Annotated in this window: 14 protein-coding genes; 5 read left to right on the plus strand and 9 right to left on the minus strand. The window is 70.1% G+C overall.

Annotation, left to right across the window (positions count from 1 at the left end; genetic code table 11):
- Positions 1–293: 293 nt before the first annotated feature.
- Both JOD67_RS21505 and JOD67_RS21510 read right to left on the minus strand, forming a co-directional pair.
- Positions 294–899, minus strand: a complete 606-nt coding sequence (locus tag JOD67_RS21505; protein WP_205119440.1) for a dihydrofolate reductase family protein — start codon at positions 897–899, stop codon at positions 294–296.
- Positions 900–907: 8 nt separating this feature from the next.
- The gene (locus JOD67_RS21510; RefSeq protein WP_205119442.1) at positions 908–1,675 is read right to left on the minus strand and encodes a VOC family protein; all 768 of its coding nucleotides are present in this window, start codon (positions 1,673–1,675) and stop codon (positions 908–910) included.
- Positions 1,676–1,806: 131 nt separating this feature from the next.
- On the opposite strand from JOD67_RS21510, the gene JOD67_RS21515 reads away from it, so the two are divergent.
- The gene (locus tag JOD67_RS21515) at positions 1,807–2,637 is read left to right on the plus strand and encodes a sulfurtransferase (RefSeq protein WP_205119444.1); all 831 of its coding nucleotides are present in this window, start codon (positions 1,807–1,809) and stop codon (positions 2,635–2,637) included.
- Here the strand turns inward: JOD67_RS21515 and JOD67_RS21520 are convergent.
- The 6 genes from JOD67_RS21520 to JOD67_RS21545 all read right to left on the minus strand — a co-directional run bounded on the left by JOD67_RS21520 (position 2,634) and on the right by JOD67_RS21545 (position 10,020).
- Positions 2,634–3,062: a hypothetical protein gene (locus tag JOD67_RS21520; RefSeq protein ID WP_205119445.1), complete on the minus strand. Its 429-nt coding sequence runs from the start codon at positions 3,060–3,062 to the stop codon at positions 2,634–2,636. The genes JOD67_RS21515 and JOD67_RS21520 overlap by 4 nt on opposite strands.
- Positions 3,063–3,185: 123 nt before the next feature.
- Positions 3,186–3,794, minus strand: a complete 609-nt coding sequence (locus tag JOD67_RS21525) for a hypothetical protein (protein WP_205119448.1) — start codon at positions 3,792–3,794, stop codon at positions 3,186–3,188.
- 17 nt (positions 3,795–3,811) lie between these two features.
- A complete protein-coding gene (locus tag JOD67_RS21530; protein WP_205119449.1) occupies positions 3,812–5,026 on the minus strand; it encodes an MFS transporter in 1,215 nt (404 codons plus the stop codon).
- A gap of 197 nt (positions 5,027–5,223) precedes the next feature.
- Complete coding sequence (gene sepH, locus JOD67_RS21535) at positions 5,224–6,309, minus strand: septation protein SepH (protein ID WP_205119450.1); 1,086 nt, start codon at positions 6,307–6,309, stop codon at positions 5,224–5,226.
- 131 nt (positions 6,310–6,440) lie between these two features.
- Positions 6,441–9,005, minus strand: a complete 2,565-nt coding sequence (locus tag JOD67_RS40315) for a GH92 family glycosyl hydrolase (RefSeq protein WP_239553959.1) — start codon at positions 9,003–9,005, stop codon at positions 6,441–6,443.
- A gap of 100 nt (positions 9,006–9,105) precedes the next feature.
- Positions 9,106–10,020, minus strand: a complete 915-nt coding sequence (locus JOD67_RS21545) for an IS982 family transposase (RefSeq protein ID WP_205118013.1) — start codon at positions 10,018–10,020, stop codon at positions 9,106–9,108.
- A 278-nt stretch (positions 10,021–10,298) separates the two neighbouring features.
- Between JOD67_RS21545 and JOD67_RS40320 the strand changes: the two genes are divergently transcribed.
- A complete protein-coding gene (locus JOD67_RS40320; RefSeq protein ID WP_239553960.1) occupies positions 10,299–10,655 on the plus strand; it encodes a trimeric intracellular cation channel family protein in 357 nt (118 codons plus the stop codon).
- Here the strand turns inward: JOD67_RS40320 and JOD67_RS21555 are convergent.
- Positions 10,652–11,848 (minus strand): MFS transporter, encoded by a 1,197-nt coding sequence (locus JOD67_RS21555; RefSeq protein WP_205119453.1) that lies wholly within the window; start codon positions 11,846–11,848, stop codon positions 10,652–10,654. The two genes, JOD67_RS40320 and JOD67_RS21555, sit on opposite strands and share 4 nt — an antisense overlap.
- Positions 11,849–11,902: 54 nt before the next feature.
- On the opposite strand from JOD67_RS21555, the gene JOD67_RS21560 reads away from it, so the two are divergent.
- From JOD67_RS21560 to JOD67_RS21570, 3 genes are read left to right on the plus strand one after another with little or no spacing between them, the layout of a single operon-like run.
- The gene (locus JOD67_RS21560; RefSeq protein WP_205119455.1) at positions 11,903–12,934 is read left to right on the plus strand and encodes a ferrochelatase; all 1,032 of its coding nucleotides are present in this window, start codon (positions 11,903–11,905) and stop codon (positions 12,932–12,934) included.
- Positions 12,935–12,954: 20 nt separating this feature from the next.
- Positions 12,955–15,030, plus strand: coding sequence for a prolyl oligopeptidase family serine peptidase (locus JOD67_RS21565; protein WP_205119457.1), 2,076 nt, complete (start codon positions 12,955–12,957; stop codon positions 15,028–15,030).
- Positions 15,027–15,842 carry an inositol monophosphatase family protein gene (locus JOD67_RS21570; protein WP_307782492.1) on the plus strand — a complete coding sequence of 272 codons (816 nt, stop codon included), beginning with the start codon at positions 15,027–15,029 and terminating at the stop codon, positions 15,840–15,842. The genes JOD67_RS21565 and JOD67_RS21570 overlap by 4 nt, the downstream gene beginning before the upstream one ends.
- Positions 15,843–16,090: the final 248 nt, after the last annotated feature.

The raw sequence follows: 16,090 nt of genomic DNA on the forward strand, positions 1-16,090 counted from the left end.
TCAAGGCCCAACGCGGCCGTCCACCCAGTAACGTCATCCACGGGTCCTGTGCTCCTTCCAGCCCCGGCTGATTCGCAACCAACCGAGACTGACCGGCACAGGACCCCCCTCACGAGGAGACACGCCGACAGGTCTGCTACCAGCCCCACCACCACCCTTGGCTAAGAAGAGCCTGTTTACATGATCAGCAGCCGCTTTACGTGGGGTGTACGCCAGGTAGAGCGGCCACTGGCCGGGTAAGGCGTCCGCGACCAGCAGTCAGCAGAGGCCGTCTGGCCGCGGTGCGCGACGACCTAGACGTTCGGCAGCTGCTGCTTGGCTTCCTCGTACGTCCCGGTGGGCGGCGCGACCTCGGGGGCGTAGACGAGGTTGAGCACGCCCGTCTCGAACGTCTCCGACCGCAGCAGCTTCAGCGGGATCGTCTTGCCGTCCTCGAACAGCCGCATGCCCTTGCGTACGGCGATCGGGTGCACCAGCAGGTGCAGCTCGTCGATCAGTCCCGCCTCGAGCAGCTGGCGGACGATCGACACCGAGCCGCTCATGCTGATGTCGCCGCCAGACTCCGACTTCAACGCGGTGACGAACTCGACGAGATCGCCCTGCAGCAGCTCGGAGTTGCGCCAGCTGAACTCCAGCTGCTGCCGCGACGCGACGATCTTCCGCGCGTCGCCGAGTCGCTTGGCGAAGTCGGCGTCCTCGCCACCTTCGAGCTCGCGCTCGGGCCAGGCGCCGGCGAAGCTGTCGTAGGTCTTGCGGCCCAGCAGGAGCGTGTCGGCGGTGACGATCGTCGCGTCGACCGCGCGCCCCATCTCGTCGTTGAAGTACGGGAAGTGCCAGTCTCCCGGCTCGTCGACGACACCGTCGAGGGAGATGAACAGCCCGGCGATGATCTTCCGCATCACAACTCCTACGTCGTTTCGGGCCGAAGCTGCAGCACGGTGAACGCCGCACCTTCGGGATCGAGAACCGCTGCGACTCGACCATAGGTGGACTCGAAGGGTTCGCGCAGCACCGATCCGCCCAGTGTCATCACTCGGTGGGCAGCCTTGTCGGCGTCCTCGACCGCGAAGAACGTCGCCCAGGTCGGCGGCTCGTCCGAGGGGGCGTCGCCGTACACGCCGCAGACGACCTCGCCGCCGAGCCGCAGCGCGGTGTAGTCGAAGCCGGACAGCCGCTCGGTCTCGTACCCGAACAGGTCGACGTAGAACGCGACCGCCGCCTCGCTGTCGCGGGTCAGGCACTCGTGCCAGCAGGGTGCGCCGGGTTCGCGGACGATCCGGGAGCCGACGTGCAGCTTCGCCTCCCACAGTCCGAAGACCGCGCTCGTCGGGTCCGCGGCGACCGCGATCCGCGACTCGTCGAGGATGTCCAGCGGACCGATCAGGACGGTGCCGCCGTGCTGCTCGACGTTCTGGACGGCGGCCTCGACGTCGGGGACCGCGAGGTATGTCGTCCATGCGGCCGGCGGGGCGGGGAAGCCGTCCGGCGAGGACGTCGACTGGCCGATGCCGGCGACCGGCTCACCGCGGAGGAGGCACATCGTGTAGCCGCCTGCCTGCGGCGGGCCGATCTCGAACGTCCATCCGAACAGTTCGCCATAGAACCGACGAGCCTCGTCCGGATCCGCACTGAGCAGATCGACCCAGGCGGGTCGACCGGGCGGGTAGGACGTCACAGCAGGCATCATTCCCCCAGTCGGTTGGGCCGGTCGTCGTCGAGCCTCTCAGGTGACACCGACAACGGATGGAGCGGGCCGGTCACAAGTCCGCGACGATTCGGCCACGGTCACTCTGCGAGACTGCGGATATGTCGCTGATCTCGGTGTCGGAGCTCGCTGCCGCCCTGGCCGGGTCGCACCGGCCGGTCGTGTTGGACATTCGCTGGTCGCTCGGCGGGCCGCCGGGGCGGCCCCTGTACGACGCGGGGCACGTGCCCGGCGCGGTGTACGTCGACCTCGAGGACGTCTTCTCCGGGCCGCATGGCTCCGGCGGCCGGCACCCGATGCCGGCGGCCGATCAGGTCTCGTCGGCGCTGCGTGCGGCTGGGGTGCGGAACGACTCGCCGGTCGTCGTGTACGGCCCGCCGGACGGCTTCGCGGCGGCGCGCGCCTGGTGGTGCCTGCGGTACTTCGGTCAAACGGCGGTGTCTGTGCTCGACGGCGGCTACCCGGCGTGGGTGGCCGCGGGTCAACCGGTCTCGACGTCGTCACCGCTGGTGGAGGCGGGCGACTTCGTCGCTACGCCCGGCTCGATGCCGTTGCTGTCCGCGGAGAGTGCGGCGGCGCTGGCTCGTACCGGAATCCTCGCCGACGCGCGGGCAGGGGAGCGGTACCGCGGCGAGGTCGAGCCGATCGACCCGGTCGGCGGGCACATCCCGGGCGCGGTCAGCGTGCCGACCAAGGACAACCTCGACGCCTCCGGGCGCTTCCTGCCGGCTGAGGCGCTGCGGGCACGGTTCGACGCGCTGGGTTTGGCGAAAGGTGAGGTCGGCGTGTACTGCGGCTCCGGGGTCAGCGCGGCTCAGGAGGTGTTGGCGTTGGAGCTGGCGGGAATTCCGGCGGCGCTGTACGTCGGGTCGTGGTCGGACTGGGTGAGCGACGCTTCCCGCCCGGTTTCGACGGGCGCGGATCCGGGCTAGGCGCTGACGAGCTGGCTGGTCAGCGCGAGGTCCGGGCGGGCCTCTGTCAGCAGGCGTTCGAACAGCACGGCGGCCTCGGCGACGCTGAGCAGGCCGGCCTCGTGGGCGGTCCAGCCGCGGTCAGCCCTGCCGTCGTACGTCGCCAGCGCGCTCGGCCGCGCGTTCTCGCGCAACGTCACCCGGCTGTCGGCCCGCGCGATCCGATGCTCGGCGCCGCAGTCGCAGGTCGCGGAGACCTCGGGCTCGGACAGCAGCAGGTGCACGTCCTCGTACACCGCGAGCGTCGCGGCCGTCCCGCGGCACCGGAAGTGCAGGGCGCCGCAGCCGGGCAGCAGTGCCCAGACGTCAATCGGTACGGCGTGGCTCGGTGGGACGACGGACAGGCCGCGATCGGCGAGTACACGGGTCCAGGTGGAGAAGTCCATGGAAGTGCTGTTCCTCGAGCTGGTTGGCGCTGGGTACGGCGCAGTGGCCGCGGGACCGGAAGGGTCAGCGACAACAACAACAGCTCATGCGGGAATGCACGAAGAGGACTATACCGATCCTTGCTACCGAGCGCAGGGTGGATCGGACTCTTCCGACGACATCGAGCGAGGAGGGCGGTCCTTGCCGCACAGCCCGATCTCGATCTTGAAGTCGAGGGTCCCCTTGGTCTGACCGTGGATGTAGTCGACGAGGATGCCCTCGGCCGAGGCCGACTGGTCTGTGGGGCGCTGGAGTTGGACGGCGAACTCGGTGAAGTTCTCGGGTCGGCCGTCGGCCATGGTCCGCGCGCAGGCGGTTCCGACCGTGGGCGAGGTGGTGTCGAAGCCGAGCGCGGCGAGTGGTTCGGTCGACGACCCCATGCGGCTCGTGCCTCGAGTCGCGGTGTCGGGCCGGGTGCCGAAGGCCACGACACGGAGGTCATTCATGACCCCATATGGGCGCGCTCCGGTGATCCGGACGGTGCCCTTGGGAAGCGTGCAGACGACGTCCAGACCGAGCGAGTACGAGACGTTCGGCTTGGTGACCGTCAGGGCCATCCCGGCCCACGGGCCCTCATTGCCCTCGGCCGGCGTCGTCAACCACACGGAGCTGGCAGTCGCGCTCGTCGCCATCGAGAGGACGATCACGCACAGCAGCGCGCCGGCGATCCAAGTCCTTACTACCCCCGTCATGAGCGCATGTTACGGCCCTATCCCGATGTTCGGGAAGCATTCGCGGCGACAGGCGCCGGGGCGTAGGTGCTGTGGCGGTGGAGGGCGAGGGCGACGCCGGCGGCGAGGAGGGCGAAGAGGGACACGGTGGAGAGGGCGGCGGGGAGGCCGAGGTTGTCGGCGAGGAAGCCGATCACCGGTGCCTGGCCGAGGATGCCGCCGGCGGTGAACACGGTCACGCGGCTGATGCCCGTCGGTCCGCCGATGGCGCCGGCGCGGGCGATGGCGATCGGGAAGGCGTTCGCGAGACCGAGACCGAGCGCCACGTACCCGGCGATCGCCAGCGGCAGCCCGCCGCCGAGCCGGCTCGACCAGGCGGCCAGCAGCATGCCGACCGCCGCGAGCAGGAAGCCGCCGGTCAGCACCGGCGTGGTCCCCACGAGCCGGATGACCCGGCTGCCGACGAACCGGCCGGCGGTGATCGCGCAGGAGTACGCGGCGAAGACGTACGCCGCGACCGAAGCCGACGCGCCGAGTTCCTCGCGCACATGCAGCGTGGTCCAGTTGTTCGCCGCGAACTCACCCCAAGCCGTGCACAGCCCGACCACGCCGAACAGCAGGATCACGACGAGGTGGGGCGTCCGCCGCCACCCCTCGACCTTCGGCCTGACAACAGCGGTACTGCCCGGGGACCGCGCCAGCATCGGCCCGAACGCGGCGACAGTGACCAGCCCCAGCACAGCCATCAACGCGAAGTGGGGGAGCGGCGCGAGCCCGGAGACGAAGCCCCCGACCACCGCCCCGCCGAGGGCGCCGAGGCTGTACAGGCCGTGCAGCGTCGGCATCACCGACCGCCCGAGGGCGGCCTCGACCTCGACCCCGGCGCTGTTCACCGCGACCTGGAAGACGGCCTGCGTCGCCCCGATCGCGACCAGCGTCGCGCCGAGCAGCCACGGTGTCGTGGCGAGCGCGGGTGGTACGACGGCGAGGCAGAGCAGGCCGCCGCCGAGCAGGATCATCGGGCGGGTGCCGTACCGGACCGTCAGCCGCGCGGCCACGGGCGTCATCGCGAGGTAGCCGATCGTTCCGACCAGCAGCACGATGCCGAGCGTCGTCCCGGACGCGCCGACCTGGTCTTTGAGGTCGGGGATCCGGATCATCCAATGCGCGGGAACGAACCCGTGCAGCAGGAAGTAGACCGCCAACGGGAAGCGGCGCCGCACGGGTGCCCGCCACGGCGGCGTCGCACTCATGGCCCCGACGGTGTCAGCCGGCGCTGGGCGAACGCTGGGGAACTTCTGTGATCAGTAGGGCTCAGCGCCGGCAAATGATCATGTTTACATGATCATTTGCCGCTCTACGTGGGATACACCCCGCGTACAGCACCCACACGCCAGGTAAGGCAAGCATCGGTGCCCATCCGCCAGCACCACCGACGTACGCAACAGGTCTAGCGCTCGCGGCGTCCGCCGCCGCTGCCGCCGAAGAGGATCTCGTCCCAGCTCGGGACGGTCGCGCGCCGGCTGCCGCGGGAGCGCTTGGTGGGGCGACGCTGCTCGGTGCCGTTCGCGGCCTCGGCCGCCGGAGCCTCGGCCGGGGCCTGGGCGGGAGGAGTGGGCTTGGGACCCTGCCGGCGCTGCGGACGGTTCTGCGGGCGCGGCTGGGCATGGGGTTGCGGACGGGAGGGCGGCGGGCTCGGAACGGGAGCCACGGGGCGCGCCTCGCGGACCGGCGGGTCGTCGAGCTCCGCGACCTCGTCCGGGTCGAGGTCAGGCTCGACCGCCCGGACCGACAACCCGCGCAGGTCGACGGTGTCCTCGCCGTCGTCGGCATCCAGGTCGGCCTCGGCGACGAACTCCGCCTCGGTCTCTTCGTCCGAAGCGGGAGCCGGCTCGGGAACGGGCGCCAGCCGAAGCCGATGCCCGTCCCGCGGCGTCCGCGCGGTCGGTCCTTCGAGCGCGCCCGGCTCACCCGCGAGCCAGCGCGCGTCGTCGTCGGCCGGCATCACGACACGGCCCAACGGGTCGAAGCTGAACACGGCCTGGTGCGACTCGTCCTCGATCGCGTACGAGACCGCGATCGCCCAGCGGCCGTCATCCGTACGCCATGCGTCCCACACCGGCGACACTCGCCCGGGTCCGCGGGCCGACAGCCGGTCGACCACCGCGTCCTCGAGTACCTGGCCGGACCCCTCGCCCGCGTGCCGGCGCAGCGCGCACTTGCGCGCCTGCTCGGCGATGTACTCGCGCTCGGCGAGCACCGGTCCGGCGTACCGCAGGATCCGCTCGATCGGCACCCCCGCCGCGGCCGCGATCGTCTCCGACGACTCGCCAGAACGCAGCCGAGCCTGGATCTCCTTCGGCCGCAGGCGACTCTCGGCCTCTTCCTCGAGCTGCCCCTGCCGGGCGCGGTCGCTGACGACGGCTCCACGCAGGCGATCGTCGACGCGCAGCGCGTACTCCTCACCGGTGCCCTCGTGAGTCAGCACGAGATGGGTGCCGTCCTCGCTGAGCCGCACCAGCTTGATGTCGCGCATAGATTCCGCCTCCAGGAGTCTCGGGCCCGAGACCGATTGGCTCACAGCCTGCCTTGGCGAGGGAGGCGATGCACGGCACCGCGCCGGATCCCGGCGAGTTATCCCGAGACCCGAGTGGACATTCAGTACAACTAGGGCACCGCCCAGCCTTGTGCGTTTGTGCCGTTGCAGGTCCAGATCTGCAACCGGGTTCCGTCAGCGGTGTTGGAGTTCGGCAGGTCGAGGCAACGGCCCGAGTTCGGGTTGCGCAGCGAGCCGTTCGGCTGCGGCACCCAGACCTGCGCGTTGGTCCGGTTGCAGGTCCACAGCTGCACCTTCGCCCCGTCCGTCATCCCACTGTGCACCACGTCGAGGCACTTCCCGAGCGCCGACAGGCTGTGGTCGGAACGTACGGTCCACCGCTGCGCCGTCGACCCGTTGCACGTGAAGAGCTGCACCGCGGTCCCGTCCGCGGGCGAGCTGTTCGCGACGTCCACGCACTTCGCGCCCAAGCCGACGATCGGTCCAGAAGCGCCCGGCGTCACCGTCACGTCGTACGACGGCGGCGCGTCCGCCGGCGCCGAACCCCACGCCGAGGGCGACGTGCCGAGCGTGAACGCCAACGACCCGCCCGCCGCCACGAACGCCTCCGACAGCCATGGCTTGGACGACGCCGCACCGTTCACCGTCAACGACTGCACGTACCGCGCCGAGTCCGAGGCGCCCGGCGCCGAGACCGAGATCGTGGCACCGTTCCCACGTCGGATCGTGATCTCGCTGAACTGCGGGCTCGCGAGCACCAGCTCCGACCGGCCCGGCACCTGCGGGTACATGCCAAGCGCCGCCCACACGGCCCACGCCGACATCTGGCCGAGGTCGTCGTTGCCGGCCTCGCCGTCGGGGGTCGCCTTGTACAGCGTCAACAAGGCCCGCCGCACCACGTCCTGCGCCTTCGCGGGAGCACCGGCATAGACGTACGCCCACGGTGTGTTCGCGGACGGCTCGTTGCCGAGGTACGCGTACGGCTCGTGCGGACCCGCGTTCAGCTTGGTGAAGAACGTGTCCAGCTTCGCCTGCGCGCCCGCGTTGCCGCCCATGACGCCGAACAGCCCGGCGTGGTTGAACGGAACCATCCACGCGTACTGCGCGCCGTTCCCCTCGACGTAGTTGGCGTCCGAGGCCGGGTCGAACGCGCCGAACGACCCGTCGGCGTTGCGGTGCTGGATCCAGCCGTTGTTCGCGAGGTTGCGCCAACCCTGCGCCTTCGACAGCAGGTCGTTCGCCACCGTGGTCTGTCCGAGCCGCCGCGCGAGCGCCGACAGCGCGAAGTCGGCCGAGTAGTACTCGAGGCTGGTCGCCGCCGGACCCCACACGCCGCCAGTGCCGTTCGGAACGTAGCCGTGCTGGAAGTACTGCACGTGCCCCGGTCGCTGCGCGTGCGAGTCGGACGCGGCGACCGCGCGCTGCAGGAAGCCGGTCGCGTCGAAGTTCGTGCCGCCGAACGCGTACATCGTCGAGCCGATGATCGACAGCGGGTCGCCGACCATCACGCCGGTGCCGCCGTTCGCGAGCGTCCAGCGGTCGAGGTAGCCGGACTGTTCGACCTGCCGGAGGAGCGACTGTCCGATGTCGGAGGCGATCTTGTCGTCCAGTAAGCCGATCAGTGGCAGCTGCGAGCGGTAGACGTCCCAGCCGGAGTACGTCGCGTACACGTTCCGTCCGGACTCCGTCGTGTGGACGACCTTGTCGAAGCCGACGTACTGGCCGTTGACGTCGTTGAACGTCTGCGGGAACAGCAGCGAGTGGTAGAGCGCGGTGTAGAAGACGCGGCGCTGGATGTCGGTGCCGCCGCCGACCGCGATGCGGCCGAGCAATGCGTTCCAGTCCGCGCGGCTGGCGTCGCGGACCTGTTCGAACGTCCTGGTCCCGATCTCCGCCGTGCGGTTGGCGGTGGCGTTCGCGACGCTGACGAACGAGATGCCGAGCCGCGCGGTGACCGTGCGGCCGGCGCTGGTGTCGAAGTGCAGGATCGGCTGGGTCGTTGTCGGGGTGTCGTAGCCGGTGATCGGCCGGTCGAACGTGGCGGAGAAGTGCACGCGGTACTTGTTGCCCGCGCCGCAGAAGCCGCCGCCGTCGGAGTAGCCGGAGATGGTGTTGCCTGAGACGGTGAACGCGCCGGTCGCGTTGTTGAGCGCCTTCGCCACGTCGATCAGCAGCGACGCGGGGCCGGTGCCGGGGTAGGTGAAGCGGGCGACGCCGCCGCGGGTGTCGGCGGCGAGCTCGGTCTTGAGGCCGTTGTCGAAGGTGACGCTGTACGTGCCGGGGCTCGCCTGCTCGTTCGCGTGGCTGAACGGGTAATGGCTGACCAGCCCGTTGCCGAGGATGGGCAGGAACGGGATGTTGCCGTAGTCGTCGCAGCCCGGGCCGGAGATGTGGGTGAGACTGAAGCCGCGGATCCGGTTGTCGTCGTACGCGTAGCCGCCTGCCTGCTTGGTGACCGTGTCGGGACTCCACTGCAGCATGCCGAACGGCGCGTTGGCACCGGGGTAGGTGTTGCCGGCCCCGCCGCCGTGGCCGAAGTCCGGGCCGCCGGGCTTGGTGCCGACGAACGGGTTCACGTACTGCGCGGGATCGTCGATCGTGACCGCGCTCGCCGCCGGCGCGGGCACGAGGCCGGCGGCGGCGACGATCGTGAACAGGGCGAGGAGTCGGCGCATGTCGATACCTCCCGTGGGCTGGGTAGGACCGAGCCTGGCCTGACTGGGCACCAGACGAATAGGGCTAATCGTCTGCAACTAGATGATCGATTCCAAGGGGTTAGTGGTCGTAGGCCAGGAGTGATCGCTTGATCGGTTGGCTGGTGTGATCGTTGTGCCAGATCGCGGTAGTCATGGCCAGGACGCGTTGGAGGACGCGGACCCAGACGCCTGCGGGGGTGTGGCCGCCGTGGTGTTCGAGGTCGAGTTGGCCTTTGAAGGTGTCGTTGATCGACTCGATGACTTGTCGTAGCGGTTGGAAGAACTCGGCGCCTGCCCGTGGGGTCTCGCCTTTGCGGGTCGGGCGGAGCAGGTGGAGGCCGGCGTCGGCCAGGGCGGTCTCGAACTCGCGGCCGTAGTAGTTCTTGTCCGCGATCACGATCTGCCCGACCCTCCCGGTGGTCAGGTCGGGGTCGGCGTGGAGGACGCCGAGCAGGATCTGACGTTCGTCGGCCTTCGCTCCGGTCAGGGCGAACCCGACCGGTAGCCCGTGCAGGGTGCACAGCAGATGCAGCCGCAGTCCCCAAAAGAAGCGGGAGTGGCTGGCGCAGTAGCCGTACTCAGCCCAACCGGCCAGATCGGAACGACGCGCGGTCTCGCGTGATCGACCGCACTCGACCGGAGTCGAGTCGACCACCCACACATCGTCGGTCCACATCGTGGTGTCGCGGGCCAGCACCCCGACCAACCAACCGATCGTCGAGCCCAACCGCCGCAGCCGCTTGTTGTAACCGGGCTGCTTGGGCAGATACGGGAACAACGCCCGCAGGTGGCTCCGGGCATAGCGCAACCAGCGCGCCTCGCTGGTGTGTCCGAGCAGTGCCTGCATCACCGCCAAGGTGACCAGTTCAGCGTCACTGATCTTCGGAACGATCCCCACCGCAGGACGCCATGGCGCTCGTTCCGGCGCCGACTTCAACCAATCATCGGTCCGCACGTACAGTGCTGTCGCGAGGGTGTCCAGGTCAGCGTCCACGAAGGTCTCCACGAGATCGGCGTCGGGTAAGCAACGCCGATCCTGGACACCCTCCACCTCAGCCAACACTCACCACGCCGAACCACACCCCTTGGAATCGATCATCTAGTGGCCACCTAGAATCCGGCCCGTGCTGCTGGCCACGAGTGGTTCGGCGGCGGAGTTCGCCCGCGACAGCCGATCGACTCGCCGAGCACGCGACCCGAAGCCGTGGAGGCCGCCCGCGGCCGACACGTGCGAGCGGTCGCCATAGGCACAGCCACCCGGGCATCGAGCGGATGGAACGGTTCGTCAACCTCTTCGACGCCGCCGGGCTCGGGCTGTTCTGCGTGGGCGGCACGCTCAAGGCGCTGGAGTACGGGCTCGGCCCGCTCCCCGCCGCATTGCTTGGCGTCGTCACCGCGGTGGGCGGGGGAGTGATCCGCGACGTTCTCGCCGGCCGGGTGCCGGAGGTCCTGCGGCGCGGCCTGTACGCGACACCAGCGCTGCTCGGCGCCACGCTGATCGTGCTCACGGACTGGTTGGACTTCGCCGACCACCCGGCGGTCGCGCCGGTCGCCGTCGTCGCCGCGTTCGGCCTCCGGCTCGTCGCGCTGATCCGCGGCTGGAACGCACCGGTGGCCCGAGCCGGTTAGCTCTCCGGGTCCGTCTCGGCGTAGCGGCGGCGGACGAAGAACGCCAGCGCCGCGGCCAGCGCCGCGCTCACCACCGGGACCGCGAAACCGACCTGCGCCCCGTACGCGTCGATCACTCGCCCCACCACGCCCGCACCCACGGCCAGACCGGCGGCGATGCCGGTGATCGTCCAGCTCATGCCCTCGGTCAGCCGCGACGCCGGAACGGTCGCCTGCGCCACGCTCATCGTCGACACCAGCGTCGGCGAGATCGCGAAGCCGGCCACGAACAGCACGATGCCGAGGATCACCAGGTTGCTCACGAACAGCGTCGGCAGCATCGCCAACGCGAGCGCGATCGCGCCGATCCGCAGCCGTACGTGCGGCGACTGCTTGAACTTCACCGCGCCCACGATCACCGCCGCCAGCAGGCTGCCGAACGCCCAGATCGCGAGCAGCGTCCCGGACAACGGCCGCCGGCCCTGCTCGGTCGCGAACGCGACGACGACGACCTCGGCGCTGCCGAACAGCGACCCCAGCCCCGCGCACACGACCATCAGCGGACCGAGCACCGGCCAACCCAGCTTGGCCTTCGGCCCGGAGGCGGCCGACGGGTCGGGGATCGGCGGCTCCGTACGCCGCTGCACGGTGAACAGCACACCGCCCACCAAGCCGATGACGATCGCCGCGACCACGCCCGCTGCCGGATGCAGCCCGGTGGCGAGGAACGTCGCGAGCACCGGTCCGACGATGAAGATCGCCTCGTCGAGGAACGCCTCGACCGAGTACGCGGTGTGCAGTTCCGGCTTGCCTGACAGCAGATGCGACCACCGCGCCCGGACGAACGACCCCACCTGCGGGGACGAGGCGCCGGCCATCGCGGCGAACAGGTGCGGCACCGGCGTCGGCCAGCCGAGCTGGATCGACACGACCAGCACCGACAGCGTCACCGTGTAGATCACGAGCACCAGCGGCACGACGCGGCCCTGCCCGAACCGGTCGACCAGCCGCGACTGCAGCGGCGCGATGGCGGCCGAGGCGAGCACGCTCACCGCCGTCACGGAGCCGGCCAGCCCGTAAGAGCCGGAGGTCGCGGAGATGAACAGCACCAGCCCGAGCCCGACCATCGAGATCGGCATCCGGGCGACGAAGCCTGCCAGGGAGAACGCGAGGCTTCCGGGCAGGGTGAGAACAGTGCGGTAGGCCTGGAACATGGTGGTTCCACCCTATGGGTGGGCGCCGACGTTGCTGATGCGAATATCGGTGGCATGACCGATGCTCTGCTGCTCGTGTCGTTCGGGGGACCGGAGAAGCCCGACGACGTGGTCCCGTTCCTGGAGAACGTCACCCGCGGCCGGGGCATCCCGCGCGAACGCCTCGTCGAGGTCGGTCAGCACTACTTCCAGTTCGGCGGCAAGAGCCCGATCAACGACCAGTGCCGCGCGCTGAAGGCGGCGATCGAGGCCGACTTCGCCGCCCGCGGCGTCTCGCTGCCGGTGTACTGGGGCAACCGCAACTGGGACCCGTACCTCGCCGACACCCTGCGGCAGATGCGCGCGGACGGCATCACGTCGGCGGCGTGCCTGTTCACCAGCGCGTACGCGTCGTACTCCGGCTGCCGGCAGTACCGCGAGAACCTCGCCGCCGCCGTCGCGGAGGTCGGTGAGGGCGCTCCCGAGCTGCGCCGGCTGCCGCACTACTTCAACCGGCCCGGCTTCCTGGAGCCGTTCGTCGACCACACCGTCGCCGCGCTGGCCGAGCTGCCGGCGGGCAGCCGGCTGGAGTTCGTCACGCACTCGATCCCGACCGCGATGAACGACGCCGCCGGTCCGAACGGCGGCGCGTACGTCGCCGAGCACCTCGACGCCGCCGGCGTGATCGCCGCCGGAGTCGGGGAGCGGATCGGGAGACCGGTGGAATGGGAGCTGGTCTACTGCAGCCGGTCCGGGCCGCCGAGCCAGCCGTGGCTGGAACCGGACGTGAACGACCACCTCGAGACGCTCGCCAAGGACGGGGTGCCCGGCGTCGCGGTGCTCCCGATCGGGTTCGTCTCCGACCACATGGAGGTCATCTACGACCTCGACACCGAGGCCAAGGCGACCGCGGAGCAGGTCGACCTGCCGTTCCGCCGCGTTCCGACGCCAGGCGTGGACCCGCGCTTCGTCACGATGGTGCGGGAGCTGGTGACGGAGGCCGAGCCCGTGGTCCTCGGCACGATCGGCCCGCGCTGGGGCGACTGCCCGGCCGGGTGCTGCGCGAACCTCCGCGGCCCGCAACCCGCCCTCTGCGGTAAGGACTGAGCGCGCCCTAGGCTGGGAGCGTGACCGCATCGGAGCAGAACGAAGCTGAGCAGAACGAACCTGAGCAGCCCGCGACCCCGTACCACGACCTCGACGCCTATCTCGCGCTGTCGCGTCTCGGCGGCCTCGCGCTCTCACCTGACGGCAGTCGACTGGTCACCGCGGTGCAGAAGCTCTCGCCGGACAAGAAGAAGTTCCTCACCGCGCTGTGGGAGCTCGACCCCAGCGGCGAGCGGCCGGCGCGCCGGCTGACCCGTTCGGCGAAGGGGGAGTCGAACGCGGCGTTCCTGCCGAACGGCGACCTGCTGTTCACCTCCGTCCGCCCGGACGTCGAGGCGGACCCGGACAGCAAGCAGGACGACGAGAAGCCCGCGCTGTGGTTGCTGCCCGTGCGCGGTGGCGAGGCCCGGCCGATCGCGAACCGCCCCGGCGGAATCGCGAACGTCGTGACCGCCAAGGACGCGGGCACGTTCGTCGTCGAGTCCGGAACGATGCCGGGAACGAAGACCGCCGAGGAGGACACCGACCGGCGCAAGGCCCGCAAGGACGCCGATGTCAACGCGATCCTGCACCAGGCGTACCCGATCAGGTACTGGGACCACGACCTCGGACCGGACGAGCAGCGACTGTTCGCGGCCGACCGGCTCGAGGACGAGGCGAGCCGGCTCTCGCTGCGCGACCTCACGCCGGCGCCGGGGCGGAGCCTGGACCAGGCGAGCTACGACCTGACGCCGGACGGCCGTACGTTGGTCTCCCGCTGGACCGTCGACCTGCCTCGCGCCGACCGTCGCCCGGTGCTCGTCGCGATCGACACCGAGACGGGCGAACGTCGTGTGCTGGTTGACGATCCGCTCTACGAGTTCGGGTCGCCGGTGGTGTCGCCCGACGGCCGGTACGTCGTGAGCGACCGCGACCTCCGGTCGACCAGGGAGGCACCGCCGAAGGTGAGTCTGTGGCTGCAGCCGCTGGACGGGTCCGAGGGCCGCGAGCTGATGCCCGAGAGCGAGCTGTGGCCGTCCGGCACGGCTTGGTCGCCCGACGGCAGTGCACTCTTTTTCGTCGCGGACGAGGACGGTCGGGCTCCGGTGTTCCGGCTCGAGGTGGAGTCCGGCGAGCTCACGCGGTTGGCTTCCGACGGCGCGTACTCGAACCTCGTCGTCGCGCCGGACGGCCTGAGCCTGTACGCGATCCGCGCCGCGATCGACGCCGCGCCGGCCGTCGTTCAGCTCGGCACGGAGGCGACCGACCAGACGCCGACGTACCTGCGCGGTCCGATCGAGGCGTCGCCGCTGCCCGGCACGCTGACCGAGGTCTCGACGACGGTCGCCGACGGCAGCCGAGTGCGTGCATGGCTGGTGCTTCCTTCGGGTGCGTCGGCGGAGCAGAAGGCCCCACTGCTGTTGTGGATTCACGGCGGTCCGCTCGCGTCGTGGAACGCGTGGTCGTGGCGCTGGAACCCGTGGCTGATGGCCGCCCAGGGGTACGCGGTGCTGCTGCCGGACCCGGCGTTGTCGACCGGGTACGGGCAGGCGTTCATCGAGCGTGGCTGGGGGACGTGGGGCGAGGCTCCGTACACGGACCTGATGGCGATCACCGACGCGACGCTCGAGCGTTCCGACATCGACGCTGATCACGTAGCTGCGATGGGCGGCTCGTTCGGTGGCTACATGGCGAACTGGGTGGCGGGTCACACCGACCGCTTCGCCGCGATCGTGACGCACGCGAGCCTGTGGGCGCTGGACACGTTCGGCTTCACGACCGACTCGTCGAACTACTGGCAGCGCGAGCTGACGCCCGAACGAGCGCTCGCCTCGTCGCCGGCCGAGTCGATCGGCGCGATCACCACGCCGGTGCTGGTGATCCACGGCGACCGGGACTACCGCGTACCGATCGGCGAGGGCCTACGGCTGTGGTACGAGCTCGTCCACTCCCACGACGGCGACCCTGCAGAGCTGCCGCACCGGTTCTTGTACTACCCGGACGAGAACCACTGGATCCTCAAGCCACAAGGGGCAAAGGTCTGGTACGAGACGGTGCTGGGCTTCCTGGGCTTGCATGTGTTCGGGGAGAAGTGGGAGAGGTCGACGCTGCTGTGAACGCCTCCCTGCTGGCGTTGGCCGAGGCCGTCGCGCGGGAGGCGGGGGAGCTGCTGTTGTCGCGGCGGCTGACCTCGGAGATCACCGTCGCGTCGACGAAGTCCTCGCCGACCGACGTGGTGACCGCGATGGACATGGCGGCGGAGTCGCTGATCCGTACGCGGCTGCTGGCGGCCCGGCCGTCGGACGCTGTGCTGGGCGAGGAGGGCGGGTCGACCTCGGGGTCGTCGTCGGTGACGTGGGTCGTGGATCCGTTGGACGGGACCGTGAACTACCTGTACGACCTGCCGTCGTGGAGCGTGAGCATCGCGGCGGAGGTTTCTGGGTCGGCGGTGGCTGGGGTGGTCGTGTGCCCGCCTCTGGGCGAGGTGTGGACGGCGGTGCGGGGTGGGGGAGCGTTCCTCAACGGTTCGCCGCTGGTGGCGAGCTCGGTGTCGCGGCTCGACCAGGCGCTGGTGGGAACGGGCTTCAGCTACGAGCCCAAGCGTCGCGCGTTGCAGGCGGAGCTGCTGACCTCGGTGCTGCCTTTGGTCCGCGACGTCCGGCGGATCGGCTCAGCGGCGGTGGATCTGTGCAGCGTGGCGGCGGGGCGGTTGGACGCGTTCTACGAGAGCGGCCTGAACCGCTGGGACAGCTCGGCCGGTCTGTTGATCGCCACCGAAGCGGGCGCGGTGTCGTTCGGCTACCAGGGCGATGCGCCCGACCGCCGCCTGACTGCTGTCGCGGCCCGCGGAGTCGCCGAGCCTTTGCGAGACCTGCTCGACACCCACGCCGCCCCCGTCGTCGACCATGTCACCGCCTCCGAAGCCTGACCGCCGCGCCGCACCCGACCGCGTGCCTCCCTGCCTGTGATCATGTACGTGATCATGAAGCCGAACTGGTCGTATACGACGGGTTTGCCTTCATGATCACGTACATGATCACGGGCAGCTGGCGGAGGCTTGGGTGAGGGGCACCCCGGTCCCATAGGTTCGGACGAGGGTGCCCCCGACCCAGCCACGTTTGGAATGAGGGACGCCCTCTTTCGAAACAGACCCGGTCTTCCGGCACAGTCCGAAAT

The organism is Tenggerimyces flavus (assembly GCF_016907715.1).
Taxonomy (GTDB): domain Bacteria; phylum Actinomycetota; class Actinomycetes; order Propionibacteriales; family Actinopolymorphaceae; genus Tenggerimyces; species Tenggerimyces flavus.